This window comes from Paraburkholderia sp. AV2 (genome assembly GCF_054968425.1).
This window is the reverse complement of the sequence record NZ_JBANLK010000046.1, coordinates 29,580-47,674: the sequence shown is the minus strand read 5'-3', so window position 1 is coordinate 47,674 and position 18,095 is coordinate 29,580. Positions and strand designations below refer to the sequence as shown.

Here is an 18,095-nt window from a genome sequence, read left to right as displayed (position 1 = left end):
ATCGTCAGGCTCCTTATCCAGCAGAACCCCGGCCCTCACAAGCCGGGGTTTTTGCTTTTGTTCTAGCCCTATAAGTGAGAGCGTTGTGGGTTCTGCTCCGAACAAAGTGCTTGACACTTAGCGGATGTTCCCCCATAATCATCAGCTCTCTGCGGAGGGGTGCCCGAGTGGCTAAAGGGGGCAGACTGTAAATCTGTTGGCTTACGCCTACGTTGGTTCGAATCCAACCTCCTCCACCAGAATTCAGCTGAAGTAGTGTCGGGAATCGGCGTTAGCCGACAAAATCGGCGAACCTCGCGGGTGTAGCTCAATGGTAGAGCAGAAGCCTTCCAAGCTTACGACGAGGGTTCGATTCCCTTCACCCGCTCCAGCAAAGTGAAGTAAATGCCCATGTGGCTCAGTGGTAGAGCACTCCCTTGGTAAGGGAGAGGTCGGCAGTTCGATCCTGCCCATGGGCACCAGTTGGACACAGCGGTATCAGTCTGCACCAGCAAGACCAGTGATTGTTTGCGCGCCCCGCGCAACGTACGGAAAATCCTCTTAGGAGTCGAATATGGCCAAGGGTAAGTTTGAGCGGACGAAGCCGCACGTGAACGTGGGCACGATCGGTCACGTTGACCACGGCAAGACCACGCTGACGGCAGCGATCACGACGGTTCTGACCAAGAAGTTCGGTGGCGAAGCCAAGGCGTACGACCAGATCGACGCGGCGCCGGAAGAAAAGGCCCGTGGTATTACCATCAACACGGCGCACGTCGAGTACGAAACGGCGAACCGCCACTACGCGCACGTTGACTGCCCGGGCCACGCCGACTATGTGAAGAACATGATCACGGGTGCCGCGCAGATGGACGGCGCGATCCTGGTGTGCTCGGCCGCCGACGGCCCGATGCCGCAGACGCGTGAGCACATCCTGCTGGCCCGCCAGGTTGGCGTGCCGTACATCATCGTGTTCCTGAACAAGTGCGACATGGTGGACGACGCGGAGCTGCTCGAGCTGGTCGAAATGGAAGTGCGCGAACTTCTGTCGAAGTACGACTTCCCGGGCGACGACACGCCGATCATCAAGGGTTCGGCGAAGCTGGCGCTGGAAGGCGACACGGGCGAGCTGGGCGAAGTGGCGATCATGAACCTGGCCGACGCGCTGGACACGTACATCCCGACGCCGGAGCGCGCGGTTGACGGTGCGTTCCTGATGCCGGTGGAAGACGTGTTCTCGATCTCGGGTCGCGGCACGGTGGTGACGGGTCGTATCGAGCGCGGCGTGGTGAAGGTTGGCGAGGAAATCGAGATTGTCGGTATCAAGCCGACGGTGAAGACGACCTGCACGGGCGTGGAAATGTTCCGCAAGCTGCTCGACCAGGGTCAGGCGGGCGACAACGTGGGTATCCTGCTGCGCGGCACGAAGCGTGAAGACGTGGAGCGTGGCCAGGTGCTGGCGAAGCCGGGTTCGATCACGCCGCACACGCACTTCACGGCCGAAGTGTACGTGCTGAGCAAGGACGAAGGCGGCCGTCACACGCCGTTCTTCAACAACTACCGTCCGCAGTTCTACTTCCGTACGACGGACGTGACGGGCTCGATCGAGCTGCCGAAGGACAAGGAAATGGTGATGCCGGGCGACAACGTGTCGATCACGGTGAAGCTGATTGCGCCGATCGCGATGGAAGAAGGTCTGCGCTTCGCGATCCGCGAAGGTGGCCGTACCGTCGGCGCAGGTGTCGTCGCCAAGGTTATCGAGTAAGCCAGTTAGCTCGTTGACCGGTTGTTTCCGGGGTTGGCGAAGCCGCCAACCCCAAAATGGTTTAGGGGTATAGCTCAACTGGCAGAGCGTCGGTCTCCAAAACCGAAGGTTGGGGGTTCGATTCCCTCTGCCCCTGCCAACGTATCGCGCCTTAAGCGCGTTGTTCTTTAAGGTGTTATGGCGAATCCTTCCGTCGAAACTGTTAATACTTCCAGCGACAAGCTGATGCTTGCGGCGGGCGTATTGTTGGTGTTGGCCGGGTTCGTAGGGTTCTACTGGCTCGGTAGCCAGGAGTGGTATGTCCGCGGTGCCGTACTGGCAGTTGGCGTCATCGCGGGGGTGGTAGTCGGTCTTCTCTCGGCGCCCGGCAAGAGCTTCATCGCGTTTGCCAAAGACTCGTACAAAGAAGTTCGCAAGGTCGTCTGGCCGACCCGCAAAGAGGCCACGCAGACAACGCTTGTGGTCTTCGGCTTTGTGCTGGCCATGGCCATCTTTCTGTGGATTTGCGACAAATCCATCGAATGGGTGATTTTCTCGGCGATTCTGGGTTGGAAATGATATGAGCGATACACCGGCATCCCCGAGCGGAAAACGTTGGTACGTCGTGCACGCCTACTCCGGCATGGAGAAGAGCGTGCAACGTGCGCTTCAAGAGCGCATCGACCGTGCCGGCATGCAGGACAAGTTTGGCCAGATCCTCGTCCCGACTGAAGAAGTCGTCGAGGTAAAGGGTGGTCACAAATCGGTGACCGAACGTCGTTTCTTCCCGGGCTATGTTCTGGTCGAGATGGAAATGACGGACGAAACGTGGCACCTCGTGAAGAACACGGCGAAGGTGACCGGTTTCGTCGGCGGGGCACGTAATCGCCCGAGCCCGATTTCGCCGCGCGAAGTCGAAAAGATCATGTCGCAGATGCAGGAGGGCGTGGAGAAGCCGCGTCCCAAGACCCTGTTTGAAGTCGGCGAGATGGTTCGTGTGAAGGACGGTCCGTTCACGGACTTCAATGGCAGCGTCGAAGAAGTGAACTACGAAAAATCGCGCGTTCGGGTTTCCGTCACCATTTTCGGTCGTGCCACACCGGTCGAACTCGAATTCGGCCAGGTCGAAAAGCTGTAAATCGAATTCCAACGGGTCGCGTCTACGGATGCGGCCCGTTCTTTCGCGCTTACGGTCCGCGTTATGGCCGTAGAGGAGCGTCAGTAGTCCAGCAGCGGTAGTACGCCGGACGAAAGCGCGCTATCACTCACCTGAACGCTTACGCGTTCCAACGAGGTTTTCAACATGGCAAAGAAAATCATCGGCTTTATCAAGCTGCAGATTCCTGCAGGTAAAGCCAACCCGTCGCCGCCGGTCGGTCCCGCACTGGGCCAGCGCGGTCTGAACATCATGGAGTTCTGCAAGGCGTTCAACGCGCAGACTCAAGCGATGGAGCCGGGGCTGCCGGTGCCGGTCGTTATCACGGCATTCGCGGACAAGAGCTTCACGTTCATCCTGAAGACGCCGCCGGCTACGGTTCTGATCAAGAAGGCAGCGAAGGTCGACAAGGGTTCGGCCAAGCCGCACACCGACAAGGTCGCCACGATCACGCGCGCTCAGGCTGAAGAAATCGCCAAGACCAAGATGCCGGATCTTACGGCAGCGGATATGGACGCAGCGGTCCGCACGATCGCTGGTAGCGCCCGCTCGATGGGCATCGTCGTGGAGGGCGTGTAAATGGCTAAGGTTTCGAAGCGTCAAAAGGCACTCGCTGCCAAGGTCGACAGCCAGAAGCTGTACCCGATCGCCGACGCACTGTCGCTCGTGAAGGAATGCGCCACGGCGAAGTTCGACGAGTCGGTCGACGTCGCGGTCCAGCTCGGCATCGATGCGAAGAAGTCGGACCAGGTCGTTCGCGGCTCGGTCGTGCTGCCCGCAGGCACCGGCAAGTCGGTTCGCGTTGCCGTGTTCGCGCAAGGTGAAAAGGCTGAACAAGCTCGCGCAGCCGGCGCCGAAATCGTCGGCATGGAAGACCTCGCCGAGCAGATCAAGGGTGGCAATCTGAACTTCGACATCGTGATCGCTTCGCCGGACACGATGCGCGTCGTCGGTACGCTCGGTCAAATCCTCGGCCCGCGCGGCCTGATGCCGAACCCGAAGGTCGGCACCGTGACGCCGGACGTCGCCACCGCGGTCAAGAACGCGAAGGCGGGTCAGGTGCAGTTCCGTGTCGACAAGGCCGGTATCATCCACGCGACCATTGGCCGTGCATCGTTTGAGCCGGCAGCGCTGCGCAGCAACCTGGACGCGCTCCTCGACGCCCTGACCAAGGCAAAGCCGGCGACGAGCAAGGGCGTGTACCTGCGCAAGATCGCAGTTTCGAGCACGATGGGCGTCGGCGTTCGCGTCGATCAGTCGTCGCTCGCAGCGTAATAGTTTTGCCGCGCTGCGGTCCCAAAAGGGTCGCAGCGCGGATTTAAAGGGCTTTGGGCGGTTGTGCGCTGGCAGTCTCGCATCGTGCAACCGGTTGTCAAAGACCGTTGGCGGAAATGCAGCAGTTGGGTGTTTCCTTAATGCAAAGCCAACGCAGATGGCGAACCCGAAAAGGTTTTGAAGTGCTGTAGCGAGCGGGAGCGGGCGGCAACGTCCACAAACGCAAACTGAGTTACTCCGGACTGGTCGGTCGCCGTTGTTGAATGCGGCATCTGGCGTGAAAGCGTTGGGTGTCGAATCTGGAGGTTAACCGTGCCACTGAACAAAGAAGGTAAGCAGGCCGTCGTCGCTGAAGTCTCCGCGCAAGTCGCGAAGGCTCAGACCGTCGTGTTGGCCGAGTATCGTGGAATCGCGGTTGGCGATCTGACCAAGCTGCGCGCGAAAGCGCGCGAGCAGCAGGTGTACCTCCGCGTGTTGAAGAACACGCTGGCGCGTCGCGCCGTTGAAGGTACCCCGTTTGCTCCGCTGGCAGAGCAGATGACTGGTCCCCTGATCTACGGCATCTCGGAAGATGCCATTGCTGCAGCGAAGGTCGTCAATGACTTCGCCAAAGGCAATGACAAGTTGATCATCAAGGCCGGTTCCTACGAAGGCAAGGTGATGGACAAGGCAGGCGTGCAAGCGCTGGCCAGCATCCCGAGCCGCGAAGAACTGCTCTCGAAGCTGCTGTTCGTTATGCAAGCTCCGGTTTCCGGTATGGCGCGCGCCCTGGCCGCGCTGGCGGAAAAGAAGCAAGCAGAAGCTGCCTGATTTCAGGTCAGCGAACGAACACAGGCAAGCGAGAAGGATCGCTAGCTGTTTCCGAATTCAAATCTGGAGTAATTTCAAATGGCAATCGCAAAAGAAGACATCCTCGAAGCCGTTGGCTCGATGTCGGTTCTCGAACTGAACGAACTGGTCAAGGCTTTCGAAGAGAAGTTTGGCGTGTCGGCAGCTGCTGTGGCAGTCGCTGGCCCGGCAGGCGGCGCTGGTGCAGCTGCAGCTGCTGAAGAGCAGACCGAATTCACGGTCAACCTGCTTGAAGCAGGCGCAAACAAGGTGTCGGTCATCAAGGCCGTTCGCGAACTGACGGGTCTCGGCCTGAAGGAAGCGAAGGATCTGGTCGACGGTGCACCGAAGCCCGTGAAGGAAGCGGTGCCCAAGGCCGCTGCTGAAGAAGCGAAGAAGAAGCTGGAAGAAGCCGGCGCGAAGGCTGAAATCAAGTAAGTTTCAGCGCGCTGTGCGAAGGCTGGCGGTTTTTACACCGCCGGCCTTTTTGTGCTTTGTGGATTCTGCGTTTTTGTGTTCGATTTTTCAGGAGTCGGAGGCAGGATGCGGAACCCAGAAGCCAAAGAAAAACGTCTTTCGCCGGGTGCAAGCTGCAAGGGCACTATCCAGGCGCACGACGCTTCTCTTTGTCTTCTGAAGCGACTGCAGAAGGCAAGTTTGGTCGGGCAGCGGGCAAGTTATGACAAGCCGAAATCCGTTGCCGTCAGCCAGCGGTTGGTAGAGGCCAACCACCAAGCTTCCAGGGCTCGCGCAGCCATCGGGTCTCAGTCGGTGAACACTCGGGTCGTCCTACCCGCCGTGATTCGGAGATCGTATGCAATATTCCTTCACCGAGAAGAAGCGTATTCGCAAGAGTTTCGCGAAGCGCCCCATCGTTCACCAGGTTCCTTTCCTGCTGGCTACCCAGCTTGAATCATTCAGCACGTTTCTGCAAGCAGAAACGCCGACCGTACAACGCAAACCGGAAGGTCTGCAGGCTGCGTTTACGTCCGTTTTTCCTATTGTTTCCCATAACGGCTTTGCTCGTCTAGAGTTCGTCAGCTACATGCTGTCGCCGCCGGCATTCAACATCAAGGAATGCCAGCAGCGTGGCCTGACGTACTGCTCGGCGCTGCGCGCCAAGGTGCGTCTCGTCCTGCTCGACAAGGAATCGCCGAGCAAGCCGGTCGTCAAGGAAGTGAAGGAGCAGGAAGTGTACATGGGCGAAATTCCGCTTATGACGCCGACGGGCTCGTTCGTCATCAACGGTACCGAGCGTGTCATCGTCTCGCAGCTACACCGTTCGCCTGGCGTGTTCTTCGAACACGACAAGGGCAAGACGCACAGCTCGGGCAAGCTGCTCTTCTCGGCCCGTATCATTCCTTACCGCGGCTCGTGGCTCGATTTCGAGTTCGATCCGAAGGACGTGCTGTACTTCCGCGTCGACCGTCGCCGCAAGATGCCGGTCACGATCCTGCTGAAGGCCATCGGCCTCACGCCGGAACAGATCCTCGCGAACTTCTTCGTGTTCGACAACTTCACGCTGATGCCGGAAGGCGCGCAGATGGAGTTCGTGCCGGAGCGTCTGCGCGGCGAAGTTGCGCGCTTCGACATTAGCGATCGCGAAGGCAAGGTCATCGTCCAGAAGGACAAGCGGATCAACGCGAAGCACATCCGCGACCTCGAAAACGCGAAGACGACGTTCATTTCGGTCCCCGAAGATTATCTGCTCGGCCGCGTTCTCGCGAAGAACGTCGTCGACGGCGACACGGGCGAAGTGATCGCGAACGCGAACGACGAAATCACCGAAAGCGTGCTCGACAAGCTGCGCGAAGCGAAGATCAAGGACATCCAGACGCTCTACACGAACGATCTGGACCAGGGGCCGTACATCTCGTCGACGCTGCGTATCGATGAAACCGCCGATCAAACGGCTGCGCGCATCGCGATCTACCGCATGATGCGTCCGGGCGAGCCGCCGACCGAAGAAGCGGTCGAGGCCCTGTTCAATCGTCTGTTCTACAGCGAAGAAGCGTACGACCTCTCGAAGGTGGGTCGTATGAAGTTCAACCGCCGTGTCGGCCGCGACGAAATCGTCGGCCCGATGACGCTGCAGGATGACGACATTCTCGCGACGATCAAGATCCTCGTCGAACTGCGCAACGGCAAGGGCGAAGTGGACGACATCGACCACCTCGGCAACCGTCGTGTGCGTTGCGTGGGCGAACTCGCGGAAAATCAGTTCCGCGCGGGTCTCGTGCGTGTCGAGCGTGCAGTGAAGGAACGCCTCGGCCAGGCCGAAAGCGAAAACCTGATGCCGCACGACCTGATCAACTCGAAGCCGATTTCGTCGGCGATTCGCGAGTTCTTCGGTTCGTCGCAGCTCTCGCAGTTCATGGACCAGACCAACCCGCTCTCGGAAATCACGCACAAGCGTCGTGTTTCCGCACTGGGCCCGGGCGGTCTGACGCGTGAGCGCGCAGGCTTCGAAGTCCGCGACGTGCACCCGACCCACTATGGCCGTGTGTGCCCGATCGAGACGCCGGAAGGTCCGAACATTGGTCTGATCAACTCGCTCGCTCTGTACGCTCACCTGAACGAATACGGCTTCCTCGAAACGCCGTATCGCAAGGTCGCGGACGGCAAGGTGACCGACCAGATCGACTATCTGTCGGCAATCGAAGAAGGCCGTTACGTGATCGCTCAGGCGAACGCGGCAGTGGCCGACGACGGTACGCTGACCGACGAACTCGTCTCGTCGCGTGAAGCCGGCGAAACGCTGATGGTCACGCCGGACCGCATCCAGTACATGGACGTGGCGCCGTCGCAGATCGTCTCGGTTGCAGCTTCGCTGATTCCGTTCCTCGAGCACGACGACGCGAACCGTGCACTGATGGGTTCGAACATGCAGCGTCAGGCCGTGCCTTGCCTGCGTCCGGAAAAGCCGGTCGTCGGTACGGGCATCGAGCGTACGGTTGCGGTTGACTCGGGCACGACGGTTCAGGCGCTGCGTGGTGGCGTGGTCGATTACGTCGACGCAGGCCGTATCGTGATTCGCGTGAACGATGATGAAGCCGTCGCCGGTGAAGTCGGCGTGGACATTTACAACCTCATCAAGTACACGCGTTCGAACCAGAACACGAACATCAACCAGCGTCCGATCGTGAAGATGGGCGACAAGGTTGCGCGCGGCGACGTGCTGGCTGACGGCGCATCGACCGATCTGGGCGAGCTCGCGCTCGGCCAGAACATGCTGATCGCGTTCATGCCGTGGAATGGCTACAACTTCGAAGACTCGATCCTGATCTCGGAGAAGGTGGTTGCGGACGATCGCTACACGTCGATCCACATCGAAGAACTGAATGTCGTTGCGCGCGACACGAAGCTCGGACCGGAAGAAATCACGCGCGACATTTCGAACCTCGCGGAAGTGCAGCTTGGCCGTCTCGACGAGTCGGGCATCGTGTACATCGGCGCGGAAGTCGAAGCGGGCGACGTGCTCGTGGGCAAGGTCACGCCGAAGGGCGAAACCCAGCTCACGCCGGAAGAAAAGCTGCTGCGAGCGATCTTTGGCGAGAAGGCTTCGGACGTGAAGGATACGTCGCTGCGCGTGCCCTCGGGCATGAGCGGCACGGTCATCGACGTGCAGGTGTTCACGCGTGAAGGCATCCAGCGCGACAAGCGTGCGCAACAGATCATCGACGATGAACTGAAGCGCTATCGCCTCGACCTGAACGACCAGTTGCGCATCGTGGAAGGCGACGCGTTCCAGCGTCTCGCGCGCATGCTCGACGGCAAGGTGGCGAACGGCGGTCCGAAGAAGCTCGCGAAGGGCACGAAGATCGATCAGGCTTATCTGAGCGATCTCGACCACTACCACTGGTTCGACATCCGCCTCGCCGACGAAGAAGCCGCGGCCCAGCTTGAAGCGATCAAGAACTCGATCGAAGAGAAGCGCCACCAGTTCGACCTCGCGTTCGAAGAGAAGCGCAAGAAGCTCACGCAAGGCGACGAACTGCCGCCGGGCGTGCTGAAGATGGTCAAGGTGTACCTCGCGGTGAAGCGCCGTCTGCAGCCTGGCGACAAGATGGCCGGCCGTCACGGTAACAAGGGTGTCGTGTCGAAGATCGTTCCGATCGAAGACATGCCGTACATGGCTGATGGCCGTCCGGCCGACGTCGTGCTGAACCCGCTCGGCGTGCCGTCACGGATGAACGTGGGTCAGGTTCTCGAAGTGCATCTCGGCTGGGCCGCGAAGGGTCTTGGCTGGCGTATCGGCGAAATGCTGCAGCGTCAGACGAAGATCGCGGAAGTGCGCGCGTTCCTCACGAAGATCTACAACGAGTCGGGTCACGCGGAAGATCTGGACAGCTTCAGCGACGACGAGATTCTCGAACTCGCGCGGAATCTGCGTGAAGGCGTGCCGTTCGCGACGCCGGTGTTCGACGGTGCGACCGAAGAAGAAATGTCGAAGATGCTCGATCTCGCCTATCCGGACGATATCGCGCAGAACCTCGGCATGACGAAGTCGAAGAACCAGGTGCGTCTGTACGACGGCCGCACGGGTGAAGCCTTCGAGCGTACGGTCACCGTGGGCTACATGCACTACCTGAAGCTGCACCACCTTGTCGACGACAAGATGCACGCGCGTTCGACGGGTCCGTACTCGCTCGTCACGCAGCAGCCGCTGGGTGGTAAGGCGCAGTTCGGTGGCCAGCGTTTCGGTGAAATGGAAGTGTGGGCGCTCGAAGCGTATGGCGCTTCGTATGTGCTGCAGGAAATGTTGACGGTGAAGTCCGACGACGTGACGGGCCGGACGAAGGTGTACGAGAACCTTGTCAAGGGCGACCACGTGATCGACGCGGGCATGCCGGAATCCTTCAATGTGCTGGTGAAGGAAATCCGCTCGCTCGGTATCGACATCGACCTCGACCGCAACTAATCGGACTACGGAGAGAAGGCAATGAAAGCTCTGCTCGATCTATTCAAGCAAGTCCAACAAGAAGAAGTTTTCGACGCGATCAAGATCGGTCTGGCCTCGCCGGACAAGATCCGCTCGTGGTCGTTCGGTGAAGTGAAGAAGCCGGAGACCATCAACTACCGGACGTTCAAGCCGGAACGCGATGGTCTGTTCTGCGCGAAGATCTTCGGGCCGATCAAGGACTACGAGTGCCTGTGCGGCAAGTACAAGCGCCTGAAGCACCGTGGCGTGATCTGCGAGAAGTGCGGCGTGGAAGTCACGCTGGCGAAGGTGCGCCGCGAACGCATGGGCCACATCGAACTGGCCTCGCCGGTCGCGCACATCTGGTTCCTGAAGTCGCTGCCGTCGCGTCTGGGCATGGTGCTCGACATGACGCTGCGCGACATCGAGCGCGTGCTGTACTTCGAAGCGTACGTGGTGATCGAACCGGGCATGACGCCGCTGAAGGCGCGTCAGATCATGACCGAAGAGGATTACTACAACAAGGTCGAGGAATACGGCGACGAATTCCGTGCCGAAATGGGCGCGGAAGGCGTGCGCGAGCTGCTGCGCGCGATCAACATCGACGAGCAGGTCGAGACGCTGCGCACGGAGCTGAAGAACACCGGCTCGGAAGCGAAGATCAAGAAGTACGCGAAGCGCCTGAAGGTGCTCGAGGCCTTCCAGCGTTCGGGCATCAAGCCCGAATGGATGGTGCTCGAAGTGCTGCCGGTGCTGCCGCCGGAACTGCGTCCGCTCGTGCCGCTCGACGGCGGCCGTTTCGCGACCTCGGACCTGAACGATCTGTATCGCCGCGTCATCAACCGCAACAACCGTCTGAAGCGTCTGCTCGAGCTCAAGGCGCCGGAGATCATCGTCCGCAACGAAAAGCGGATGCTCCAGGAAGCGGTTGACTCGCTGCTCGACAACGGTCGTCGCGGCAAGGCGATGACGGGCGCGAACAAGCGTCCGCTCAAGTCGCTCGCCGACATGATCAAGGGTAAGGGCGGCCGCTTCCGCCAGAACCTGCTGGGCAAGCGCGTGGACTACTCGGGCCGTTCGGTCATCGTGGTGGGTCCGACGCTCAAGCTGCACCAGTGCGGTCTGCCGAAGCTGATGGCGCTCGAACTCTTCAAGCCGTTCATCTTCAACAAGCTGGAAACGATGGGTGTTGCCACGACCATCAAGGCGGCGAAGAAGGAAGTCGAGAACCAGACGGCGGTGGTGTGGGACATCCTCGAAGAGGTGATCCGCGAGCATCCGGTCATGCTGAACCGTGCGCCTACTCTTCACCGTCTCGGTATCCAGGCTTTCGAGCCGGTGCTGATCGAAGGTAAGGCAATCCAGCTGCACCCGCTCGTTTGCGCGGCGTTCAACGCCGACTTCGACGGTGACCAGATGGCCGTTCACGTTCCGCTGTCGCTCGAAGCGCAGATGGAAGCGCGCACGCTCATGCTTGCGTCGAACAACGTCCTGTTCCCGGCCAACGGCGATCCGTCGATCGTGCCGTCGCAGGATATCGTGCTGGGCCTGTACTACGCCACGCGTGAAGCGGTCAACGGCAAGGGCGAAGGCATGACGTTCACGGGCGTGTCGGAAGTGCTCCGCGCGTACGAGAACAAGGAAGTCGAGCTGGCTTCGCGCGTCAACGTGCGTATTACCGAAATGGTCCACAACGAGGACAAGTCGGAAGGCGCACCCGCGTTCGTGCCGAAGATCTCGCTGTATGCGACCACGGTCGGCCGCTCGATCCTGTCGGAAATCCTGCCGCCGGGCCTGCCGTTCACGGTGCTGAACAAGCCGCTGAAGAAGAAGGAAATCTCGCGTCTGATCAACACCGCGTTCCGCAAGTGCGGTCTGCGCGAAACGGTGATCTTCGCCGACCAGCTGATGCAGTCGGGCTTCCGTCTTGCTACGCGCGCCGGTATTTCGATCTGCGTGGACGACATGCTCGTGCCGCCGCAGAAGGAAACCATTGTCGGCGACGCCGCAAAGAAGGTGAAGGAGTACGACCGTCAGTACATGTCGGGTCTCGTCACCGCGCAGGAACGCTACAACAACGTGGTCGACATCTGGTCGGCAACGTCGGAAGCGGTCGGCAAGGCGATGATGGAGCAGCTCGCGACGGAACCGGTGGTGGACCGCGACGGCAAGGAAACGCGTCAGGAATCGTTCAACTCGATCTACATGATGGCCGACTCGGGCGCGCGGGGTTCCGCGGTCCAGATCCGTCAGTTGGCGGGTATGCGTGGCCTGATGGCGAAGCCGGACGGCTCGATTATCGAAACGCCGATTACCGCGAACTTCCGCGAAGGTTTGAACGTGTTGCAGTACTTCATCTCGACCCACGGCGCACGTAAGGGTCTGGCTGATACGGCACTGAAGACCGCGAACTCGGGTTACCTGACGCGTCGTCTCGTCGACGTGACGCAGGATCTCGTGGTCGTCGAGGACGATTGCGGCACGTCGAACGGCGTGGCGATGAAGGCGCTCGTGGAAGGCGGTGAAGTCGTCGAAGCGCTGCGCGACCGTATTCTCGGCCGCGTCGCGGTGGCGGACGTCGTCAATCCGGAAACGCAGGAAACGCTGTACGAAGCGGGCTCGCTGCTGGACGAAGATTCGGTCGAAGAGATCGAGCGTCTCGGCATCGACGAAGTGCGCGTGCGCACGCCGCTCACCTGCGAAACGCGCTATGGCCTGTGCGCAGCGTGCTACGGCCGCGACCTCGGCCGCGGCTCGCGCGTGAACGTCGGCGAAGCCGTCGGCGTGATCGCGGCACAGTCGATCGGCGAACCGGGCACGCAGCTCACGATGCGTACGTTCCACATCGGTGGCGCGGCGTCGCGTGCGGCGGTGGCTTCGTCGGTGGAAGCCAAGTCGAACGGTACGGTCCGCTTCACGGTGACGATGCGTTACGTCACGAATGCGAAGGGCGAGCAGATCGTCATCTCGCGTTCGGGCGAAGCCATCATTGCCGACGATCACGGCCGCGAGCGCGAGCGTCACAAGGTGCCGTACGGCGCGACGCTGCTGCAGCTCGACGGTGCGCAGATCAAGGCCGGCGCGCAGCTCGCAACGTGGGATCCGCTCACGCGTCCGATCATCACCGAGTACGGTGGCACGGTGAAGTTCGAAAACGTCGAGGAAGGCGTGACCGTGGCGAAGCAGATCGACGACGTCACGGGTCTGTCGACCCTCGTCGTGATCGACGTGAAGCGCCGCGGTTCGCAGGCTTCGAAGAGCGTGCGTCCGCAGGTCAAGCTGATCGACGCGAACGGCGACGAAGTGAAGATTCCGGGCACGGAGCATTCGGTGCAGATCGGCTTCCAGGTGGGCGCGCTGATCACCGTGAAGGACGGTCAGCAGGTTCAGGTGGGTGAAGTGCTCGCACGTATCCCGACCGAAGCGCAGAAGACGCGTGACATTACCGGTGGTCTGCCGCGTGTGGCGGAACTGTTCGAAGCACGTTCGCCGAAGGACGCAGGTATCCTGGCGGAAGTCACGGGTACGACGTCGTTCGGCAAGGACACGAAGGGCAAGCAGCGTCTCGTCATCACGGACCTCGAAGGCAATCAGCACGAGTTCCTGATCGCGAAGGAAAAGCAGGTGCTGGTCCACGACGGTCAGGTCGTCAACAAGGGCGAAATGATCGTGGACGGCCCGGCCGATCCGCACGACATCCTGCGTCTGCAGGGTATCGAGGCGCTGTCGCGCTACATCGTGGACGAAGTGCAGGACGTGTACCGTCTGCAGGGCGTGAAGATCAACGACAAGCACATCGAAGTGATCGTGCGTCAGATGCTGCGCCGCGTGCAGATCACCGACAACGGCGATACGCGTTTCATTCCTGGCGAACAGGTCGAGCGGTCGGACATGCTCGACGAAAACGACAAGATGAACGCGGAAGACAAGCGTCCGGCAACGTACGAGAACGTGCTGCTCGGTATCACGAAGGCTTCGCTCTCGACCGACTCGTTCATCTCGGCGGCGTCGTTCCAGGAAACGACCCGCGTGCTGACCGAAGCGGCGATCATGGGCAAGCGCGACGATCTGCGTGGCCTGAAGGAAAACGTGATCGTCGGCCGTCTGATTCCGGCCGGTACGGGTCTCGCGTTCCACAAGGCGCGCCGTGCGAAGGAATCGTCGGATCGCGAGCGTTTCGACCAGATCGCAGCGGAAGAAGCGTTCGACTTCGGCACGCCGGAAACCCCGGCTGTCGAGGAGCCGCAGCAGCCGCATACGACGGACGAGTAAGCAGCGGGGCGGCGTCAGCCGCCTCTTGCCGAAACTTCGCCGCGATGGCGTCGCAAAGCCGTCTGGTTTCGACCGGACGGCTTTTTTATTTGGCGCTGGCGCGCCGGCGGTGCGGTACATGTTGCGCTCGCGCCTGCGGCCTCGTGCCGCAGTGTCGGCGCGGCGCGCTGCGTGCCGGAGTGCAGCGTGCTAACGTAGCGCGCCACGTCTGCGCTCGTGCGGATTTCCGTATGGCATGGGCGGTGTTATCTGAATCTGGAGGCGGTAATCATGTGGTTGGTCGGGACCGGTCTCATCCTGAATCTGGTGGCGTGCGTCGCCATCTTTTCGCATCTGCTGCATAACGTCGGGGCGCAGTCGGCCGCGATGTTCTTCGCGACGTTTCTCGTCCTCTGGGCGTTTCTGATCATCGGCTTCATCATGCAGCTCGCCGGCAAGGTGAAGATGGGCGCCGCACTTCTCGCGCTCGGCTCGCTCCTGCTCGTGGCCGGTAGTGTCGTGCTGCTGCCGGTCGGGTTGCTTGTGGTCGTCGCCGTCGTTGCCGGTATCGTGACGATCGTCGGTGCGCTTCAGCGTGCGGGCCGGCGCGGATTTTAAGGCCGGGGCGCTCGTTTTCCTCGCTTTCCTCCCGTATTTCCCAGGCCGAACGGCCAATCTTCGCGGTCACGGCGGTCAAGGCGCGCCCGGGTTGGTAAAATCCGGTCCACTGCCTTTGCTTCGCGCTTTTCTACCGATCCGTCGCCGCCTTCATGTCCCGCTCCCTCGAAATTCTCAACGAAGTCTTCGGTTATCCCGCCTTTAGAGGGCAGCAAGCCGAGATCGTCGAGCATGTCGCGGCTGGCGGGGACTCATTGGTGCTCATGCCCACCGGCGGCGGCAAGTCGCTCTGCTACCAGATCCCGGCGCTCGTGCGCCACGAGGCCGGTCATGGCGCCGGCATCGTCGTTTCTCCGCTCATCGCACTCATGCAGGACCAGGTGGCGGCGCTCACCGAAGTGGGCGTACGTGCCGCCTACCTCAACTCGACGCTCTCCGGCTCCGAGGCCGCTGCCACGGAGCGCGCGCTGCGCGAAGGCGACATCGATCTGCTCTATGTCGCGCCGGAGCGGCTCATGACGCCGCGTTTTCTCGATCTGCTCGAACGCGCGCGCATCGGCCTGTTCGCCATCGACGAGGCACATTGCGTGTCCCAATGGGGACACGATTTCCGGCCCGAGTACATTCAGCTCTCGGTGCTGCACGAGCGGTTCCCGAACGTTCCGCGCATTGCGCTCACCGCGACTGCGGACGCCATCACGCGCGACGAGATCGTGCACCGCCTCGCGCTCGACGACGCCCGTATTTTCGTGTCGAGCTTCGACAGGCCGAACATCCGCTACCGCATTGTCGAAAAGGACAACGCGCGCGCGCAGCTGCTGGATTTCATCCGCGCCGAGCACACGCGCGCCGACGGCACGACGGACGCCGGCGTCGTCTATTGCCTCTCGCGCCGAAAGGTCGAGGAGACCGCGGAATGGCTGAAGGGGCAGGGCGTTCGCGCGTTGCCCTATCACGCCGGCATGGAGTTCGAAGTACGCCAGCAGCATCAGGAGATGTTCCAGCGCGAGGAGGGCGTCGTGATGTGCGCGACTATCGCTTTCGGTATGGGCATCGACAAACCTGACGTGCGCTTCGTGGCGCACCTCGATCTGCCCAAGAGCGTGGAAGGTTATTACCAGGAAACCGGCCGCGCGGGCCGTGACGGGCTGGCGGCGAACGCATGGATGGCCTATGGCCTCGGCGACGTCGTTCAGCAGCGCAAGATGATCGACGAATCCGATGCGGACGAGGCCCACAAGCGCGTGCAGACCGGCAAGCTCGACGCGCTGCTCGGCCTGTGCGAAACCGCGTCGTGCCGCCGCGTGCGGCTGCTTGCCTACTTCGGCGAAGAGAGCAAGCCCTGCGGCAACTGCGATACGTGCCTTGAGCCGCCCGACACCTGGGATGCCACGCGCGAGGCGCAGATGGCGCTTTCGTGCGTGTTCCGCGCGCAGCGTGCCAGCGGCTTCAATTTCGGCGCGGGCCATCTGATCGACATCCTGCGCGGCAACCGCAACGAAAAGATCTTGCAGCGCGGGCACGAGAAGATTTCGACGTTCGGCATCGGCGCGGCGCTCGCTGAAGCCGAGTGGCGAGCAATCTTCCGGCAGCTCGTGGCGTTCGGTTTTCTCGCCGTCGATCACGACGGCTTCGGTTCGCTCGTGCTCACGGAGGCGAGCAAGCCCGTCCTTAAGGGCGAGCAGAAGGTGACGATGCGCCGCTACGTCAAGCCGCAGCGCACGCGCCAGTCGTCCGGCCGCACGAGCGAGCGCGCCGATCCGACCCTTGGCATGAGCCCGCGCCAGCGATCGCGCTGGGACCGCCTGCGTCTATGGCGTACCGAAACGGCGAAGAGCGAGGGCGTGCCGGCTTATGTCATCTTCCACGACGCCACGCTGGCTGAGATCGCCCGTAACGGCCCCGAGTCCGTCGACGAGCTGCGCGAGATTCCCGGCATTGGCGCGCGCAAGCTCGAACGCTTCGGCGAGGAGCTCGTCGAGGTGGTCGGCGACGAATAAGCGGTTTCCGTTATCGCCCGTTGCGAAGGGCCAAGTCTCCGAAAGTCGCAAGCCGTTGACTTGCTTGGCATTTTCGGAATATCATGCTGGGTTCCGGTTCTTGGGATGTTTGCGCTCGCCGTCCGAATGGTGGGAAACAAACGTCCGTGGGGACTCCCCATTACGGGTTCCGGATCGATTGCGCATGGTTTTCCGCTTTGCCCGGGAATAAATGCGCCGATTTTGTTCAATTTCAGGAATAAACAATGCCAACCATCAATCAACTGGTTCGCAAAGGCCGCGCTTCGGAAGCTACGAAGAGCAAGAGCCCGGCCCTGCAGGACTGCCCGCAGCGTCGCGGCGTGTGCACCCGCGTGTACACGACGACGCCGAAGAAGCCGAACTCGGCACTCCGTAAGGTCGCCAAGGTTCGCCTCACGAACGGCTTCGAAGTCATTTCGTACATCGGTGGTGAAGGCCACAACCTGCAGGAACACTCGGTCGTGCTGATCCGCGGCGGCCGTGTGAAGGACTTGCCGGGTGTGCGTTACCACATGGTTCGTGGCTCGCTGGATACCCAGGGCGTCAAGGATCGTAAGCAGGCTCGTTCGAAGTATGGCGCAAAGCGCGCCAAGGCTGCGAAGTAAGCATTACAGAAGGGTCGTCCGTGCTTGTCGAAAGCGCGAGGCGATACAGGCGGTGGTGCCGGATTCGCCGGTGCTGTCGAGTAAGTGGTCACCCGACCAGGCTGGTAAGTCGTGAGATGAATCGGGTTAGTTGGTGGCCGCGGAGCGTTGGGTTCTCTCCACGCTTCAACTGAAAAGTTAAAGGAAGAAACATGCCGCGTCGTCGCGAAGTCCCCAAGCGGGAAGTGTTGCCGGATCCGAAGTTCGGCAACGTTGATGTAGCCAAGTTCATGAACGTGCTGATGCTCTCCGGCAAGAAGTCGGTTGCCGAGCGTATCGTGTACGGCGCTTTCGAACAGATCCAGACCAAGGGTGGCAAGGACCCGCTGGAAGTGTTCACTGTCGCGCTCAACAACGTGAAGCCGGTGGTGGAAGTGAAGAGCCGCCGCGTTGGTGGTGCGAACTATCAGGTTCCGGTCGAAGTGCGCCCCTCGCGTCGTATGGCATTGGCGATGCGTTGGCTGCGTGAAGCCGCGAAGAAGCGCAGCGAGAAGTCGATGGCCCTGCGTCTGGCAGGTGAACTCTCCGAAGCGGCCGAAGGCCGTGGCGGCGCGATGAAGAAGCGCGACGAAGTTCACCGGATGGCAGAAGCGAACAAGGCGTTCTCGCACTTCCGCTTCTAAGAGAAAACCCCAACTGGGGTTTGCTCCAAAAGCGG

At 61.1% G+C, this 18,095-nt stretch carries 13 protein-coding genes and 4 tRNA genes; all 17 read left to right on the top strand.

Annotation, left to right across the window (positions count from 1 at the left end; translation table 11 throughout):
* The first annotated feature begins 153 nt into the window (after window positions 1-153).
* The 17 genes from V8683_RS25265 to rpsG all read left to right on the top strand — a co-directional run bounded on the left by V8683_RS25265 (window position 154) and on the right by rpsG (window position 18,060).
* Window positions 154-239: transfer RNA gene (locus V8683_RS25265), tRNA-Tyr, on the top strand.
* A 57-nt stretch (window positions 240-296) separates the two neighbouring features.
* Window positions 297-370, top strand: a tRNA-Gly gene (locus tag V8683_RS25260).
* Window positions 371-386: 16 nt separating this feature from the next.
* Window positions 387-461 (top strand) — tRNA-Thr (locus V8683_RS25255).
* A gap of 92 nt (window positions 462-553) precedes the next feature.
* On the top strand, window positions 554-1,744 hold the full coding sequence (tuf, locus tag V8683_RS25250) for an elongation factor Tu (RefSeq protein WP_411188250.1): 1,191 nt from the start codon (window positions 554-556) through the stop codon (window positions 1,742-1,744).
* Window positions 1,745-1,807: 63 nt separating this feature from the next.
* Window positions 1,808-1,883, top strand: a tRNA-Trp gene (locus V8683_RS25245).
* Between the two features lie 38 nt (window positions 1,884-1,921).
* The gene (secE, locus tag V8683_RS25240; protein WP_411188251.1) at window positions 1,922-2,302 is read left to right on the top strand and encodes a preprotein translocase subunit SecE; all 381 of its coding nucleotides are present in this window, start codon (window positions 1,922-1,924) and stop codon (window positions 2,300-2,302) included.
* Between the two features lies 1 nt (window position 2,303).
* Window positions 2,304-2,861, top strand: a complete 558-nt coding sequence (gene nusG, locus V8683_RS25235) for a transcription termination/antitermination protein NusG (RefSeq protein WP_027797944.1) — start codon at window positions 2,304-2,306, stop codon at window positions 2,859-2,861.
* A 165-nt stretch (window positions 2,862-3,026) separates the two neighbouring features.
* A complete protein-coding gene (gene rplK / locus V8683_RS25230; protein ID WP_027797945.1) occupies window positions 3,027-3,458 on the top strand; it encodes a 50S ribosomal protein L11 in 432 nt (143 codons plus the stop codon).
* The gene (gene rplA / locus V8683_RS25225) at window positions 3,459-4,154 is read left to right on the top strand and encodes a 50S ribosomal protein L1 (RefSeq protein WP_411188252.1); all 696 of its coding nucleotides are present in this window, start codon (window positions 3,459-3,461) and stop codon (window positions 4,152-4,154) included. It abuts the gene before it with no gap.
* A gap of 312 nt (window positions 4,155-4,466) precedes the next feature.
* Window positions 4,467-4,964 (top strand): 50S ribosomal protein L10, encoded by a 498-nt coding sequence (rplJ, locus tag V8683_RS25220; RefSeq protein WP_028229635.1) that lies wholly within the window; start codon window positions 4,467-4,469, stop codon window positions 4,962-4,964.
* Between the two features lie 78 nt (window positions 4,965-5,042).
* Complete coding sequence (gene rplL / locus V8683_RS25215; protein ID WP_027797948.1) at window positions 5,043-5,420, top strand: 50S ribosomal protein L7/L12; 378 nt, start codon at window positions 5,043-5,045, stop codon at window positions 5,418-5,420.
* 376 nt (window positions 5,421-5,796) lie between these two features.
* Window positions 5,797-9,903, top strand: a complete 4,107-nt coding sequence (gene rpoB, locus V8683_RS25210) for a DNA-directed RNA polymerase subunit beta (protein WP_411188253.1) — start codon at window positions 5,797-5,799, stop codon at window positions 9,901-9,903.
* A gap of 21 nt (window positions 9,904-9,924) precedes the next feature.
* Window positions 9,925-14,175, top strand: a complete 4,251-nt coding sequence (gene rpoC / locus V8683_RS25205) for a DNA-directed RNA polymerase subunit beta' (RefSeq protein ID WP_411188254.1) — start codon at window positions 9,925-9,927, stop codon at window positions 14,173-14,175.
* A gap of 270 nt (window positions 14,176-14,445) precedes the next feature.
* Window positions 14,446-14,772 carry a hypothetical protein gene (locus V8683_RS25200; protein WP_411188255.1) on the top strand — a complete coding sequence of 109 codons (327 nt, stop codon included), beginning with the start codon at window positions 14,446-14,448 and terminating at the stop codon, window positions 14,770-14,772.
* Between the two features lie 152 nt (window positions 14,773-14,924).
* Window positions 14,925-16,772: a DNA helicase RecQ gene (gene recQ, locus V8683_RS25195; protein ID WP_411188256.1), complete on the top strand. Its 1,848-nt coding sequence runs from the start codon at window positions 14,925-14,927 to the stop codon at window positions 16,770-16,772.
* 245 nt (window positions 16,773-17,017) lie between these two features.
* On the top strand, window positions 17,018-17,398 hold the full coding sequence (gene rpsL, locus V8683_RS25190; protein WP_027797953.1) for a 30S ribosomal protein S12: 381 nt from the start codon (window positions 17,018-17,020) through the stop codon (window positions 17,396-17,398).
* 191 nt (window positions 17,399-17,589) lie between these two features.
* A complete protein-coding gene (gene rpsG, locus V8683_RS25185; RefSeq protein WP_006053291.1) occupies window positions 17,590-18,060 on the top strand; it encodes a 30S ribosomal protein S7 in 471 nt (156 codons plus the stop codon).
* Window positions 18,061-18,095 lie beyond the last annotated feature (35 nt).